This window comes from Prevotella veroralis (genome assembly GCF_018127765.1).
Lineage (GTDB): Bacteria > Bacteroidota > Bacteroidia > Bacteroidales > Bacteroidaceae > Prevotella > Prevotella veroralis.
Window position 1 is genome coordinate 1,375,364 of the sequence record NZ_CP072330.1, and the last position, 13,860, is coordinate 1,389,223.

Annotated in this window: 14 protein-coding genes and 2 pseudogenes; 6 read left to right on the forward strand and 10 right to left on the reverse strand. The window is 39.2% G+C overall.

Annotation, left to right across the window (positions count from 1 at the left end):
• Positions 1-87: 87 nt before the first annotated feature.
• The gene (locus J5A55_RS05745) at positions 88-1,500 is read right to left on the reverse strand and encodes a P-loop NTPase fold protein (protein ID WP_004384342.1); all 1,413 of its coding nucleotides are present in this window, start codon (positions 1,498-1,500) and stop codon (positions 88-90) included.
• A gap of 671 nt (positions 1,501-2,171) precedes the next feature.
• On the opposite strand from J5A55_RS05745, the gene J5A55_RS05750 reads away from it, so the two are divergent.
• Genes J5A55_RS05750 through J5A55_RS05760 form a run of 3 tightly spaced genes read left to right on the forward strand, consistent with a single transcriptional unit; the run spans position 2,172 to position 5,162 of the window.
• The gene (locus tag J5A55_RS05750; RefSeq protein WP_004384340.1) at positions 2,172-3,401 is read left to right on the forward strand and encodes a site-specific integrase; all 1,230 of its coding nucleotides are present in this window, start codon (positions 2,172-2,174) and stop codon (positions 3,399-3,401) included.
• 52 nt (positions 3,402-3,453) lie between these two features.
• Positions 3,454-4,761 (forward strand): site-specific integrase, encoded by a 1,308-nt coding sequence (locus tag J5A55_RS05755; RefSeq protein WP_004384339.1) that lies wholly within the window; start codon positions 3,454-3,456, stop codon positions 4,759-4,761.
• Positions 4,758-5,162, forward strand: a complete 405-nt coding sequence (locus J5A55_RS05760; protein WP_004384338.1) for a hypothetical protein — start codon at positions 4,758-4,760, stop codon at positions 5,160-5,162. The genes J5A55_RS05755 and J5A55_RS05760 overlap by 4 nt, the downstream gene beginning before the upstream one ends.
• Positions 5,163-5,372: 210 nt before the next feature.
• On the opposite strand, the gene J5A55_RS05765 is transcribed toward J5A55_RS05760, so the two are convergent.
• From J5A55_RS05765 to J5A55_RS05785, 5 genes are all read right to left on the reverse strand, one after another.
• Positions 5,373-6,161 (reverse strand): carboxymuconolactone decarboxylase family protein, encoded by a 789-nt coding sequence (locus J5A55_RS05765; protein ID WP_004384337.1) that lies wholly within the window; start codon positions 6,159-6,161, stop codon positions 5,373-5,375.
• A gap of 206 nt (positions 6,162-6,367) precedes the next feature.
• A complete protein-coding gene (locus J5A55_RS05770) occupies positions 6,368-6,955 on the reverse strand; it encodes an SMI1/KNR4 family protein (RefSeq protein WP_004384336.1) in 588 nt (195 codons plus the stop codon).
• A 240-nt stretch (positions 6,956-7,195) separates the two neighbouring features.
• Positions 7,196-8,179: a hypothetical protein gene (locus tag J5A55_RS05775; protein WP_039851539.1), complete on the reverse strand. Its 984-nt coding sequence runs from the start codon at positions 8,177-8,179 to the stop codon at positions 7,196-7,198.
• Between the two features lie 221 nt (positions 8,180-8,400).
• Positions 8,401-9,246 carry an aldo/keto reductase gene (locus tag J5A55_RS05780; RefSeq protein ID WP_004384334.1) on the reverse strand — a complete coding sequence of 282 codons (846 nt, stop codon included), beginning with the start codon at positions 9,244-9,246 and terminating at the stop codon, positions 8,401-8,403.
• A gap of 408 nt (positions 9,247-9,654) precedes the next feature.
• Entirely contained in the window at positions 9,655-10,119 is a 465-nt protein-coding gene (locus J5A55_RS05785) for a flavodoxin (RefSeq protein WP_004345462.1), read from the reverse strand.
• Between the two features lie 150 nt (positions 10,120-10,269).
• On the opposite strand from J5A55_RS05785, the gene J5A55_RS05790 reads away from it, so the two are divergent.
• The gene (locus J5A55_RS05790; protein ID WP_004384332.1) at positions 10,270-10,473 is read left to right on the forward strand and encodes a hypothetical protein; all 204 of its coding nucleotides are present in this window, start codon (positions 10,270-10,272) and stop codon (positions 10,471-10,473) included.
• A 107-nt stretch (positions 10,474-10,580) separates the two neighbouring features.
• On the opposite strand, the gene J5A55_RS05795 is transcribed toward J5A55_RS05790, so the two are convergent.
• The gene (locus tag J5A55_RS05795; RefSeq protein ID WP_004345460.1) at positions 10,581-11,195 is read right to left on the reverse strand and encodes a hypothetical protein; all 615 of its coding nucleotides are present in this window, start codon (positions 11,193-11,195) and stop codon (positions 10,581-10,583) included.
• 132 nt (positions 11,196-11,327) lie between these two features.
• Here J5A55_RS05795 and J5A55_RS12555 point away from each other — a divergent pair.
• A pseudogene (locus J5A55_RS12555) lies at positions 11,328-11,519 on the forward strand (hypothetical protein); the annotation flags it as partial.
• A 324-nt stretch (positions 11,520-11,843) separates the two neighbouring features.
• Here the strand turns inward: J5A55_RS12555 and J5A55_RS05810 are convergent.
• Both J5A55_RS05810 and J5A55_RS05815 read right to left on the reverse strand, forming a co-directional pair.
• On the reverse strand, positions 11,844-12,260 hold the full coding sequence (locus J5A55_RS05810) for a hypothetical protein (RefSeq protein WP_004384330.1): 417 nt from the start codon (positions 12,258-12,260) through the stop codon (positions 11,844-11,846).
• 200 nt (positions 12,261-12,460) lie between these two features.
• The gene (locus J5A55_RS05815; RefSeq protein WP_004384329.1) at positions 12,461-12,748 is read right to left on the reverse strand and encodes a hypothetical protein; all 288 of its coding nucleotides are present in this window, start codon (positions 12,746-12,748) and stop codon (positions 12,461-12,463) included.
• A 329-nt stretch (positions 12,749-13,077) separates the two neighbouring features.
• Here J5A55_RS05815 and J5A55_RS12560 point away from each other — a divergent pair.
• Positions 13,078-13,395: pseudogene (locus tag J5A55_RS12560) on the forward strand (IS1380 family transposase); the annotation flags it as partial.
• A 139-nt stretch (positions 13,396-13,534) separates the two neighbouring features.
• Here J5A55_RS12560 and J5A55_RS05825 read toward each other — a convergent pair.
• The gene (locus J5A55_RS05825; protein ID WP_004384326.1) at positions 13,535-13,849 is read right to left on the reverse strand and encodes a helix-turn-helix domain-containing protein; all 315 of its coding nucleotides are present in this window, start codon (positions 13,847-13,849) and stop codon (positions 13,535-13,537) included.
• Positions 13,850-13,860 lie beyond the last annotated feature (11 nt).

Genomic DNA, 13,860 nt, shown 5'->3' on the forward strand with positions numbered 1-13,860 from the left:
AACAAACTATTCTCATTTGAAATATTCAACAGCGCAAAGATAAAAATAATATATGCAAAAACACTACTTAGGTCTAAGAACATCAGCCTAATCTAATCGCAAGGCTGATAAGTTCGCAGAAATAGAAAGATATTTTAGAAATGGTATAATTGTTTCTCCTATATCCTCTTGCCTAATAGATAAAATAGCATCACCATTATATCCGACTACATTCTCTACAACAACCTTACAACAATTTTCCGTTCTCTCTAACCAGAAATTATATGTAGCATTATAAGCTTTTATATATTCTATATTAGGGGAGTTCGTAATATAGACTGGGTATAAAAGTTTTATTATCTCATATTGAATTGAATAACCATTAGAAATCTGGAATATAATGTTGTTGAGTGATCGCAAATCCTCCTCTATCTTTTCAACAGGCATACCACTTTCCATCATATAAATAATCAGATGAAATAAAGGTAAAGATGTTGGCATACTCCTCCCACTATAACAGTACTCAGGGACTTTAAAATAGCTATCAGTATCAATTTGTGTGAGTTTATATAAATCACGCAATGAACTCCCAGCAAGTTTTTCCCTAAAATGTTGAAGATGTGGCAGTAATTCATGAATACCAAGTTTTTCTCCTAACTGTGCCTCAAAAGCTCGAATCATAATATATTTTATACTATATCTGAATGGCTCACGAGACAAGAATTTACTCATATAACCTTCATAACAAGCTTGCGCGCCATAGAAATGATGAAATATATGCTTAGTCACATCATAGTCCATTACCAAGACAATGTTATTAAACCCAAATTTATTACCGACAATATCAGGTTGCTTGCTATCGTCTATGTGCGCACTTACAACATTAAGAATTCTAAAAAGGTGCTTGGGGTCTAAACGATCTAAGTCTTCTATTATCAATACTGGCTTCTTTGCTTTCTTCACTTTCCCATTTAAGGAATGGTCTTGACTAATCCATTTAATAGCCTTTTTTATCAGTTTTGTATATCCATCTTCTTCATGAATACAGCCAGCTGTATTGGCAAACTGCGATAAATACTTATCTACAATGTGCTTCTTCTCATCATATTTTTTCTTTATCTCAAGGAACTTACTATAGCCTTCATTGCACAACTCTCCCAGCGGTACCAAAGAAAGCAAGAAAGGCACAACAGATGTCAAGTCATCAAGGGTAAATACAGAACCAAATAAAGTATTTAAATCAATATTCTCAAACAACTTTTTTTTATGCAATTGTACAATAATATCTCTTTTAATATATTCAAAAACATCCTCGTTCTTTGCAACAGAATAGTTTACTGGATAAATAGTAAAGAACTCATATTTATCTTGCATTGCTTCATCCTTTCGCAACTCATTCAGCAAATAGGTTTTTCCATCGCCAAACTTAGCAGACAAAATAATTCTATCCGTCTTTTCAAGGTACTGAGCAAAATTATTTAAATTACCAGAGATATCAATTTTATCTAATGTTATTTTCATAGATCTTTGTTTTTATAGATTAATAATGTTTAGAAATGATTTAAGTTTAAATTATACTGAACAAAGTTACAAAAATTATAATAAATACCCAAAAGAATACACTTTTTTTTCCAGCGAGAGGAAGTACACATTACTTTCTATATCCCATTCTTACATCAGTCTACTCTCTTTTCAATCCCACATTCTCTCTACTAAAACCGGATTGAAAAGTCTTTACATAAATTCAAGAAAAGCACTTAAAACAAAGGCGAAAAACACGAATAAAAAGCAAGCTTGCAACAAACAGGGAATCAGTTAGTTACAAAGACGACACAGAAAAGGTGCTTAATTGGACTCCAAAAGGGCGTTAGTAAGGGGCTTAAAGGGCATCTTTTGGCTTGCAACTAATCAATGAAAATGAAGAAAAATAGAAGTTTGTGCAAACTAACTGATAATGAGTAGGAAATGAAATGATTTACATAAAACTGCTTTGTTCGTAAAAGGCAGGAAAGTGCGGATTTAAGCAGAAGTTCAGTTACTAAATCATTACCAAGATTTGAAGTAGGTAACTAAATGCAGATATAGGTAACTGAAATTATTTGGTTCGTGTGTTTGTTGCTTTGGTCGGCAGTTTTCTGCATAAGTGAAGAACGCTTTAATTCGGGTAACTTTGCCCATAAAAATTAAAGCGTATGAAAACAGTAAAGATGAAGGTGTTGCTCTACCTCAAAAAGAGCAGTATGGACAAGTCGGGTAAGGCTCCCATCATGGGACGTATCACGCTTGGAAGGAGTATTGCGCAGTTCAGCTGCAAACTATCCTGTAACCCTGATTTGTGGAATCCCCGTGAAAGTAGAATGGACGGAAAGAGCCGTGAGGCAGTGGAAGTGAATGCCAGATTGGAAAGTCTGCTGCTATCCGTCCAAACAGCCTATCAGTCTCTGCTATCCAAAGGTTGCCCATTTGATGCAACTGATATAAAAGAGGAATTTCAAGGAAGCGTTCAATCTAAATGTATGCTTATTGAAAGAATGGATAGGCTCATCAAAGAGAAAGAAAACCATATCGGCATTGACATCAAGGAGGGAAGTATATTTGGCTACTATTCCACTCGTACCCATTTGCAGAACTTTATACAAAGGAAGTATAAGGTTGCTGATTTAGCTTTCTCACAGCTTACCGAACAATTTATCTACGACTTCCAACAATACTTTATGGGTACTTGTGGGTTTCAGGAAAGTACGTTCTATAATGCCGCCACCTTCTTGAAAATGGTATGCAGGCTGGCATACCGTGAGGGGTTGGCAGACACGCTCCTTTTTGACAAGGCGAAAATATCAAAGGGAGACAACAAACTGCCAAAGGCTCTTGACAGGGAAGCATTGGACAAGTTGAAGGTCCTCCGCTTCGAGGACTTGGAGGAGGAAATGGAAACGGCAAGGGACATTTTCCTTTTTGCCTGTTATGTCGGTGCAGCCTATTGCGACCTGATGGAACTGAGCAAGTCCCATCTTGTCCGTGATGACGAGGGCAGCCTCTGGCTGAAGTTCAACCGTCAGAAGACAGGAGTTCTCTGTCGCGTCAAGCTACTGCCCGAAGCCATACGGCTGATAGAAAGGTTTCACAGCGATGAAAGGGAAACGCTGCTTCCCTTCATCAAGTACAAGAACTATCAGAGTTGCCTGAAAGCCCTCAGGCTGCGTGCAGGCATATCCTTTCCCTTTACCACGCATACCGCAAGACACACCTTTGCCACGCTCATCACGCTTGAACAGGGAGTACCCATAGAGACGGTGAGCAAGATGCTGGGACATTCCAACATAAGCATGACGGAACGCTACGCAAAGGTAACACCCCAGAAACTCTTTGAGGAATTTGAACGTTTCCTTTCTTTCACCGAAGACATGCAGCTGGCTATCTAATCCTTATCACAATTATTTTATTTATTATCCTTTCTTTCAAAACATCAAGACAATGAGAAGTACATTCAAGATACTGTTCTATATCAACAGACAGAAGACAAAGGCAGACGGGCGGACAGTCATCCTCTGCCGTATCACCATAGACGGAAAGAGTACCGCCATTACCACAGGCGAGGAATGCAATCCCTCCGAGTGGAACTCTAAGCAGGGCTTGACAACCGACAGGAAGACCAGCCAAAGGCTCCATGAGTTCAGGGAACTTGTGGAAAAGACCTATCGGGATATTCTCGTAAGGGACGGAGTGGTAAGCGTGGAACTCATCAAGAACTATTTACAGGGCATAGCCACCCATCCGACAACCCTCCTTGCCATGAGCAGGGCGGAACTGCAAATGGTCAGGGAGAGCGTAGGCAAGTTAAGGACAGAGGGAACGTACCTGAACCTATCTCATGCAGACAGAAATCTCCATGAGTTTGTCAAAGACAAAGGAGTGCAGGACATCCTTATTGGGGCAATCACGAAGGACTTGTTTGAGGAATACCGTTTCTACCTCAAAAAGCGTGGACTGAAAGGAACGACCATCAACAACTATCTCTGCTGGCTGAGTCGGCTGATGTACCGTGCGGTCAGTCAGAACATCATACGCTGTAATCCCTTTGAGAATGCCAAGTATGAGAAAGAGGATAAGAATATACGATACTTACAAAAATACGACGTGGCAAGGCTCATGACTATGAGGATGAATGACAGCGAGGCGGAACAGGCAAGGCTGATGTTCATTTTCTCCTGTTTCACGGGACTGGCTATTGCGGATATGGAAACCCTGCAATACAAGCATATCCAAACCGCAGCGGACGGACAGAAATATATCCGCAAGGAGCGACAGAAGACCAAGGTGGAGTTTGTCGTACCGCTGCACCCAATAGCGGAAACTATCATCAGCCATTGCAGGAAAGCAAATCACAACGACTTAACAACAGGACAGGACGAGCAGACGATGAAAGAAAAAGGCGACGGCTTTGTCTTTCATCCTGATAGCAGCCGTAGCGTGATGAATAGCAAATTGTACATTGTGGGCAAGGCTTGCGGTATCAGCCAAAGGCTTTCCTTCCACATGGCACGACACACCTTCGGCACGATGAGCCTTAGTGCAGGAATACCCATCGAAAGCATAGCCAAGATGATGGGGCATGCTTCCATATCAAGCACGCAGATTTATGCACAGGTGACGGACTGCAAGATTTCGGAAGACATGGACAGGCTCATCGCCAAACTTTTCTCAAAGGAAAAGAAAAACAAAGAGCTGGTGGGAAATGAATCCTTGAACATATTAGCATATAAGAAGGAGGAAACGGCATGAATACAACAAACAGACCAAAGACTGACATGGAGCGTAGTCGCCTTGATTGGAGCGGCAATATGCAGGTAATCCGCAAGGGAGGCGGAGAAATTGCCATGACAGAGGGAGAGCTGGCGATGTTCTTCGACGTAACGTGGAAGAAAATCAACGGCAAGCTACAAGTGATACAGAAATCTTCCAACCTACACCCTGATGAAATGTGTGCAGGTGAGAAGGCAATGGTCAGAGATAATGAATTGACAGGTTATGCGCCACTTTATCCGCTCTCAACAATTATTGCCCTATCTTTCCTATTGGATAGCATGGAAGCTCACTTGTTCAGAAGGTACGTCTGCCATAAGGTACAGCAACCGAAAACCTCCATAACACCGATATTCCTTTTTGGAGATACACACCATTAAATTATCTCTATCCTTTTTCTTTCACCGATATTATCCTACTACATTACTACAACAAGGGGTAAAGCGGTGAAAGAAAAAGGATTAGGATGTAGTCAGAGTTAGTTGATAGAGATTACTACTTTCTGACTACATTCTACATTAGTCAGTTCAAAATGCATGATTGTAGGCTAATAACTCACGCAATGAACTTTCTATAGGGAAAGCAATGCCTTATTTGAATTTGTCGTAGATGTCATCAGACACAGGCTCCAGCCATTCGTTCGATGAGCCATCCTCAACGTGAGTATTGTATGACAGGTGCTGCATCCAACTATCTCTGGCGGCTCCGTGCCAGTGCTTGACTTCGGCAGGGATGGCAATGACAACACCGGGGCAAAGCTCTATAGGTGTCTTGCCCCACTCTTGGTACCAGCCACGGCCGGCAACGCAGATGAGCACCTGAACGGCTTTGTGATGAATGTGCCAGTTGTTGCGGCAACGGGGTTCAAACGTTACATTTACCACGCCCCCCTTGTCAGCTTCCATCGGAGCGAGATAACTCAGCCCTATGAAGTATTTAGCATAGCCCGTGTTAGGCTCGCCAATGGGATATGGTGTGCTTGCCTGAAATTCTTCTTTGGTCTGTATGTCTGAAGTCCACACCTCCTTGGCCATGTTGAACACCGCCCATGCCTTAGGCCAGCCTACATAGAAAGCGGCGTGAGTAATCATCTCCGAAAATTCCTGTCGGGTCACGCCATTGGCTTTGGCCGTATTCAGGTGATATTTGAGTGATGAGTCGGTGATGCCTTGCGCCACGAGTGAGAGAATTGTGGTAAGCGAGCGGTCATGCAGGCTCATCTCTTCCTGACGGTTCCATACTTCACCGAAAAGAATGTCATCGTTGAGATGAGCAAATTCCGGTGCGAACTCTCCGAGGGCGGTACGTCCTGCAGTCTGTTTGATTTCTTTCCTTTCCATATTCTTTTGTGCTTGAATGCCCATCACAGCAGTTGCCATGAGAGCCCAAATTATTCCCTTAATTCCGCAGCATAAATTCTTGTGAGAAAAAATGCTGCGGAATTAAGGTGTTATATACTCTAATAACGTTTCCGATTCGGATTTATTGTATACCCGTTGTTAATACCCTTATAAGAGTGTTCGTCAATACCCTTATATGGGTGTTCACTGATACCCTTATATGACTAATATCACGAGGCTTTATATTACCTTTTAATTGGAGTGGTATAAAGGTCTTCATCTATTTTTCTTCCCCTCTCATCAAACAGTGAGTATATCCTCTTTAACTCTGATATAAGCATTTGTTCGAACGTTTCCCATTGGAATAGGGAGGTTGCATCGTCTCTATCACAATAGTGCACGGTGCTTGTTCTTTTATCTATATAAAGATAAGAACCGTCCCAGTCATAACCGCCTATAAAGAAATGGTAGTCTGCGGCATTTCGAGGTCTTTCCCGAATGTTTGCCGTAATAATCGAAAACGGTTGGCGGCTTTCATCAGTGCTTCTTTTATAGTTTCTTCTTAACCCGTCTAAACAAAAGGTTCCAACCAATATGTCTAACCCATTGCTTACATCTAACAAGAATTTTTTATAATCGATGGGAATTTCCATGCCCAATTCTTTCTCCAATGCTTGGACATCGTTCTTACTTAGCGGAGGATACAGGGTGTTTAGCCAAGCCTCGGGGGCTATATGGGGCGCTTTTCCTATAAGGATTGCACCGGTGGATTGGGATTCTTCAATACCCTGGTTCTGAAATCTATAAATTAAATCCCTATATGTTTTATTCATATTCTATTTTTCTATATACGCTATACTATTTATGGTAAAGGCTCATCATTAAAAATGAAGAATTTGACAATAGTTGATTTAGAGCATAAAGTTCCAAAACTATCTTGTTGCTTCATTTGCTTATGCTATAATTGCGAAAATAATGCGAAGGCAAAGCGCTAATTCCTGCCTTCGCATTTTTAACTTATCAGATAGTCCTGATAATCAAGATCCTATTTTCACAACTCCCAATCTGGAGCATTACCAATCACTATCATTAAGAAAAGAAAAACTGAACCAGTTATATTGAAAAGTACCATTAATAATTGGGACGGTAATACTAATTGCTTTATCTTGATAGATAATTATTTTAGGAATTTCTTGCCAATTATGTTTTTCTAATCGATACGCTTTTCCGCATACGTAATATATGGGAATATTTTCGTCGTTAACTCTTGAAGTAAACAACCAAGTCAGAGGACAATCATATAAGGATTGTTCAATACTCCTGTCTATTTCTTGTGTTTCGTTTCGGGATGGTATCAACTCATATCCTCTAGTTTTATCATCTGAAATAAATTTGTAATAGATAATTGAGTTAGTACTGGTGGTAAAAACATCACAATGATTCGTGATTAAGTTAATCTTTAATCTTTCACAGTCGATGAGATATAATTTGTCCTGGACAAGAATAACGAAACAAGATTCAATGGCATACGATATAGGAATCGCCCCCTCTATCTCCATACCATTTAGCTTAATTTTCTTTTCAAAAAGAATATTCATTTTCTTTCCCATAATTGTTAATAGCATCTCTTCTGCTTCGTAATCTATTCGACTCACCATTAAATAATCCCTATTCCGACTTTGAGCTAAGTTCACAATGGGTAAATTCTGCTTTGAATGCCAATAAATATATTTTGCATTTTGAGGAACATGCCAAAGTATAATATTCCTACCTTTTGCATATATCAGTGCAGAGTCCGAGATCTTTAAGCAATTCGAGGTCATGGTTGAATCGATACAATAACTGTGGCTGCGGTAATTCCTTATATCCAGTCTTTGCAGTTTCCTTTCAATCGCTTCCGTATCATAGCTATTTTGACAATAAACCAAATATTTACCTATTGTACAAACAAAATCTCCGTGAATGCACAAAGTATCCTTATTCTGTGAATAAATAGGTAATCCTATATAGCAATACAATATAATTATGCTTAAAAAACATGCCCTATATTTTTTCATCGCTTTTGAGTTGCAATATGAATATGATTATTATGCCCAGAGATCCTCTTAGTTTTCCTCTCTTTTTCTTGTATACCTTAATTCCGCAGCATAAATTCTTGTGAGAACTCCAAGTACCTGAGAAACAAAGTTCTCAAAACACTTGGATATGTCAGAAATTTCACCTATCTTGGTGCTGCAAACATAACAAGTAAGCAAAAATCTGACATGACAAAATCACATCAGAGTGCTCTCCATCCCATAAACATCTTCATGGTCTCCGGATCGTTATGGTCGAAAAACGCGCTTTTGGCGAGGTCAAGGGATTTGATACGCTCCATTTCGTCGGGTGTAAGCTCGAAATCGTAGATGTTGAAGTTCTCTTCCATACGGTTGCGGTGGACGGACTTCGGAATGATGATGACATCGCGTTGGGTGAGGTAGCGGAGGGCAACCTGTGCCACGCTCTTGCCATGCACCTTGCCGATTTCCTTTAACACAGGATTCACGAAGAGTCCGTTGCGACCTTCGGCAAGCGGTCCCCACGACATTGTATGCGTGCCGAACTCATCCATGTACTCCTTACTCCTGATTTGCTGGCAGAAGACGTGCGTCTCCACTTGGTTCACTGCCGGTACGATTTCGACATTGCTCGCAAGGTCAATGAAATGGTTCGGCTGGAAATTGCTCACACCGATGGCGCGCAATTTGCCCTCCCGATAAGCCTCTTCCAAAGCGCGATAGGCACCATAGTAGTCACAAAAAGGCTGATGAAGCAGCATGAGGTCGATGTATTCGGTCTGCAACTGGCGCAGACTCTCGTCGATGCTCGCTTTAGCACGTTCGTAGCCGTAGTTGCCTATCCATATTTTAGACACCAGAAAGATTTCGCTGCGGGCAATGCCGCTCTTCTTCACTGCTGCGCCCACGCCCTCTTCGTTGTGATACGCTTGAGCAGTATCCACCATCCGATAACCTGCGCCGAGTGCGTCGTTCACGCAACGTCCGGCTTCTGTCGGTTCCACTTGATATACCCCGTAGCCCAATTGGGGTATTTTCACTCCGTTGTTTAACGTTACATACTTCATTTTCTTCTCATTTTGGGGTTTATGATTACAAAGTCCTTAATTCCACAGTATAAATTCTTGTGAGAACTCCAAGTGCCTGAGAAACAAAGTCCTCAAAACACTTGGATATGTCAGAAATTTCACCTATCTTGGTGCTGCAAACATAACAAGTAAGCAAAAATCTGACATAACAAAGGTAGCAATTAAAAACGAGAATATCACTTCTTTCGGTGGAATTTACATCATTTCTTTGTGGCTTTTCATACTTCCCCATTGGTTTGGGTGGGGGATTTCATGTCTATGCAAGAACCAAGAATCCTAGAAAATCCCCATATCAATGGATAAATCCCCAAAATGTCACTTCAATATATAAAAGTACCTCACAAGGAATAATGCTGCGGAATTGAGGAAGCATATGCCGAGTTTTGTTTAAAGACTTATAATCCATTTCTGCACTTCTTCAAAATCATAGTTGCCTTTTAGGGCAATACCTTCTTTTAGCAGGCAGTTGCTACACTCGTGTTGAAGGTCTTCTACCATATGTCCGAATCCTCCTCCTCCATGTGTACAGAAAGGGATTATTGTTTTTCCGGTCAGATCTACACTTCTCAAGAAAGAGCGTATAGGCGGCGCAAAGGTTTTTAGCCAGTTAGGTGAACCGATGAAGATGGTATCGTAGACTGCAACGCTATCGAAACAGTTAGATAAAGGAGGGCAATATTCTCGTTCTATCTCCTGTCTGATTTCTTTCACCGCAGTATTGTAGGAAAAAGAATATGGCTTCTGTGGAATAAGCTCCAATAGCTCTCCATCGGTAATCAAGGCAATGTCTTCTGCCAGTGCCTTTGTTATTCCGGAGTATGAATAATAAGCGATTAGGGGAGGTGTATTCACTTCTATATTTATTTATAACCTTAATTCCGCAGCATAAATTCTTGTGAGAACTCCAAGTGCCTGAGAAACAAAGTTCTCGAAACACTTGGATATGTCAGAAATTTCACCTATCTTGGTGCTGCAAACATAACAAGTAAGCAAAAATCTGACATGACAAAGGTAGCAACTAAAAACGAGAATATCACTTCTTTCGGTGGAATTTATCATATTATGGACGTTTTCTCAAAGATGGGCTTTGAAAAACTTACCGAATCTGTATTGGGCAAACGTAGAAGTAGCGGCAAAGCATTCTGTTATGGAAGTATTTTTGTGGTTTTTCATACTTTCCCATTGGTTTGGGTCTTTTATGCTTAGAAAAGACCCAAGAAACACCGAAGCACCTCATATCAACATATAGAGCCCAAAAAGACATCTCAACATATAAAATTTTCTCACAAGAAAAAATGCTGCGGAATTAAGGATTATCTTAAACTCGCATATGTTATTCTAATCTCATTTTTTTCTTTCCCCAAAGTTGTTATATATATAATTCTACCATAATTATCATATTTGTACTGACATCTGTAAATAACGGTCTCGTCAGAAAAATCTGGCATGTATTCATATCGGAACTCTTTAAGTAAACCTTTTTCTATAACTATTGTGAGCGTTAAAACATAATCGACTCTTGCATTAATATATGTGTAATATTTGTTGATTTTTAATATATTAATTGTTTTACAATCGCCTTTTGTTTGAATAAAAGATTGAATTTCCGACTTATCATAATTGGATAATATATCAGAGATAATACAAAGGTCTTCGAAAATAACCTCTGGATATTTTATAATCACCCCCCACGATTCCAAGTATTTTAATTGTTCGAAAAAGATATTTTGCATATCTTTCTCGACTTTTGAGAGCCTTATAGGTTTCTTTTTCTTGCTTTTATAGACAGCTTCTTTCTTTCCATTTATATATAGACTCTTGGAAATATACCCAGATTCATACGATAAGGTAACATCCACCTGATGATCTTCCGCTACTTTACTGTTAAGAGGAAAATATAATAATAAAAGAAGTAAAAACACTTTCATCCTTAATTCCGCAGTATAAATTCTTGTGAGAACTCCAAGTGTCTGAGAAACAAAGTTCTCAAAACACTTGGATATGTCAGAAATTTCACCTATCTTGGTGCTGCAAACATAACAAGTAAGCAAAAAACTGACATGGCAAAGGTAGCAATTAAAAACGAGAAGATCACTTCTTTCGGTGGAATTTATCACATTATGGACGTTTTCTCAAAGTTGGGCTTTGAAAAACTTACTGAATCTGTATTGGGTAAATGTGGAAGTAGCGGCAAAGCATTCTGTTATGGAAGTATTTTTTGTGGTTATCATACTTCCCCATTGGTTTGGGGATTTTATGCTTATGCAAGAACCAAGAACCCCAGAAAATTCCCATATCAATGGATGAATCCCAAAAATGTCACTTCAATATATAAAAGTACCTCACAAGGAATAATGCTGCGGAATTGAGGTAATAGAGGAAATCAAAACTTTAACTTATCAATGGAGCAATATATGCTATACCCCATTGATAAGTATTTTTATTAATTCACTTTCTTTGTCCAAAGCTTACTATTGCTCGTATCTGCTTTAGGAGTGTCCCGCCCTTATGAGAAGCATCGATAAAATGAATATAATATTCCTCATAACGCTTTATATTTGATGACCAATACGAATTCATTTTAATTTCTTCAACCAAAACAATGTATCATCCCGTTTTAGATTTTTCCTCCAATCTCTTATATTGTTGCCTAATCCAAAGAGTAGAATAGCATCTTTATCATAAATATCATAGAGGATCAGATTTGCTGCAAAATCGGTCTTCTTATCAGATAATAAGTGCCTCCACATTTCCTTTTCTATTTTCTTAACAATACTTTTCTGTTTATCTGTCAGCTTAACACGCACTCTATAGCCCTTATTTATAATAGGAACACAGGTGTCACATGCGACTAAGAGGATATTATAATGAAGTTTATCATTTTTTATAAATGATAAGTTATTCGATGAATATCTGTTATTTAACTGCTGATTATTACAGTTAGTTGTAATAACAAGCATTACGCCAATCAATAGTAAGCCAAATCTTTTCATATCTATTTTTTACCTTAATTCCGCAGCATAAATTCTTGTAAGAACTCCAAGTGCCTGAGAAACAAAGTTCTCAAAACACTTGGACATGTCAGAAATAAGCCATAATAACTATATACTAACCATCTTCCATTTATATTTCTTTTTTTCTTTATTAAAATCTTTGTTACTTATTTCTATAAAAGTTATATTATAATCATTATTTATTTTTTCACCTCTGTCTTTAAATAATGGACTCTTTTTTGTTTATCTGTAACCTGCACTATTATACCGCTTTTATTGTAACCATAGGCAATAGTTGTTGCAATTATAAAACTGGAAGACCTTGTATATCTAAAGCCTGGCCCAAGTACAGGAAATCCTTGCGAATCTATTATCTCAAAATGCGCAGGATATTCATAAACTACTTGTGCGCTCAAATTATAGGGTAATTTTTCCCTTGGATCTGAACAAGAGAATAATACTAACACGAATATAAAAAAATATTTCATTATTGTACTGGCTTAAAAAAGTAAGTTCGTGTTCGCATCTTATAATACCTTAATTCTGCAGCATAAATTCTTGTGAGAATCCCAAGTGCCTGAGAAACAAAATTTTCAAAACACTTGAATATGTCTGAAATTTCACCTATCTTAGTGCTGCAAACATAACAAGTAAGCAAAAAACTGACATGACAAAGGTAGCAATTAAAAACGAGAATATCACTTCTTTCGGAGGAATTTATCACATCATGGACGTTTTCTCAAAGTTGGGCTTTGAAAAACTTACCGAATCTGTATTGGGTAAACGTGGAAGTAGCGGCAAAGCATTCTGTTATGGAAGTATTTATAATGATCGTGGAGCAAGCGAAAAGAACTTCGACATACAGAACAATGACTTCGGATGGTCACATCTACCCTTTTCCTTTATGGCTGAGAACATGGTTTTCATGATGGTTACCGCCATGCTGAAGAACTTCTATCTCTATCTCGTCCGTCATATCAGCGATAAGGTCAAGCCATTGAAAAAGACAAGCAGGCTGAAAGCCTTTATCCTGCATTTTGTCAGCGTGCCAGCAAAATGGGTGCGCACTGGAAGGCAGAACGTTCTGAACCTATATACAAATAAAACCTACTACGCTGAAGTCTTCATAGAATAACAGTATTTCTTTGTGGTTATCATACTTTCCCATTGGTTTGGGTGGGAGATTTCATGATTATGCAAGAACCAAGAACCTCAGAAAATCCCCATATCAATGGATAAATCCCCAAAATGTCACTTCAATATATAAAAGTACCTCACAAGGAATAATGCTGCGGAATTGAGGTCCTATAACAATCCTCCAGTAATCTCTCCAAGTCCGAAGCCTTGTAGAGAATCTTTCCTGCAAACTGCGTGTAGGGAATAATCTTTCTGTCTCGATAGTCTTGCAAGGTGCGAGGGCTTATATACAGCCGCTCACACACCTCCTTGCCCGTTAGGAAATGCTCACCTCCAAACAGGGGCTTGTGCGTCTGTGCCACTTCCTTAATTCTTCTGCTTACGCTGCTGATAGCGGACAGCACCACCTGCATCTCGTCCGCATCCATGCTTAAATCTCTAACTGTTTCCATCTTTTCATTGT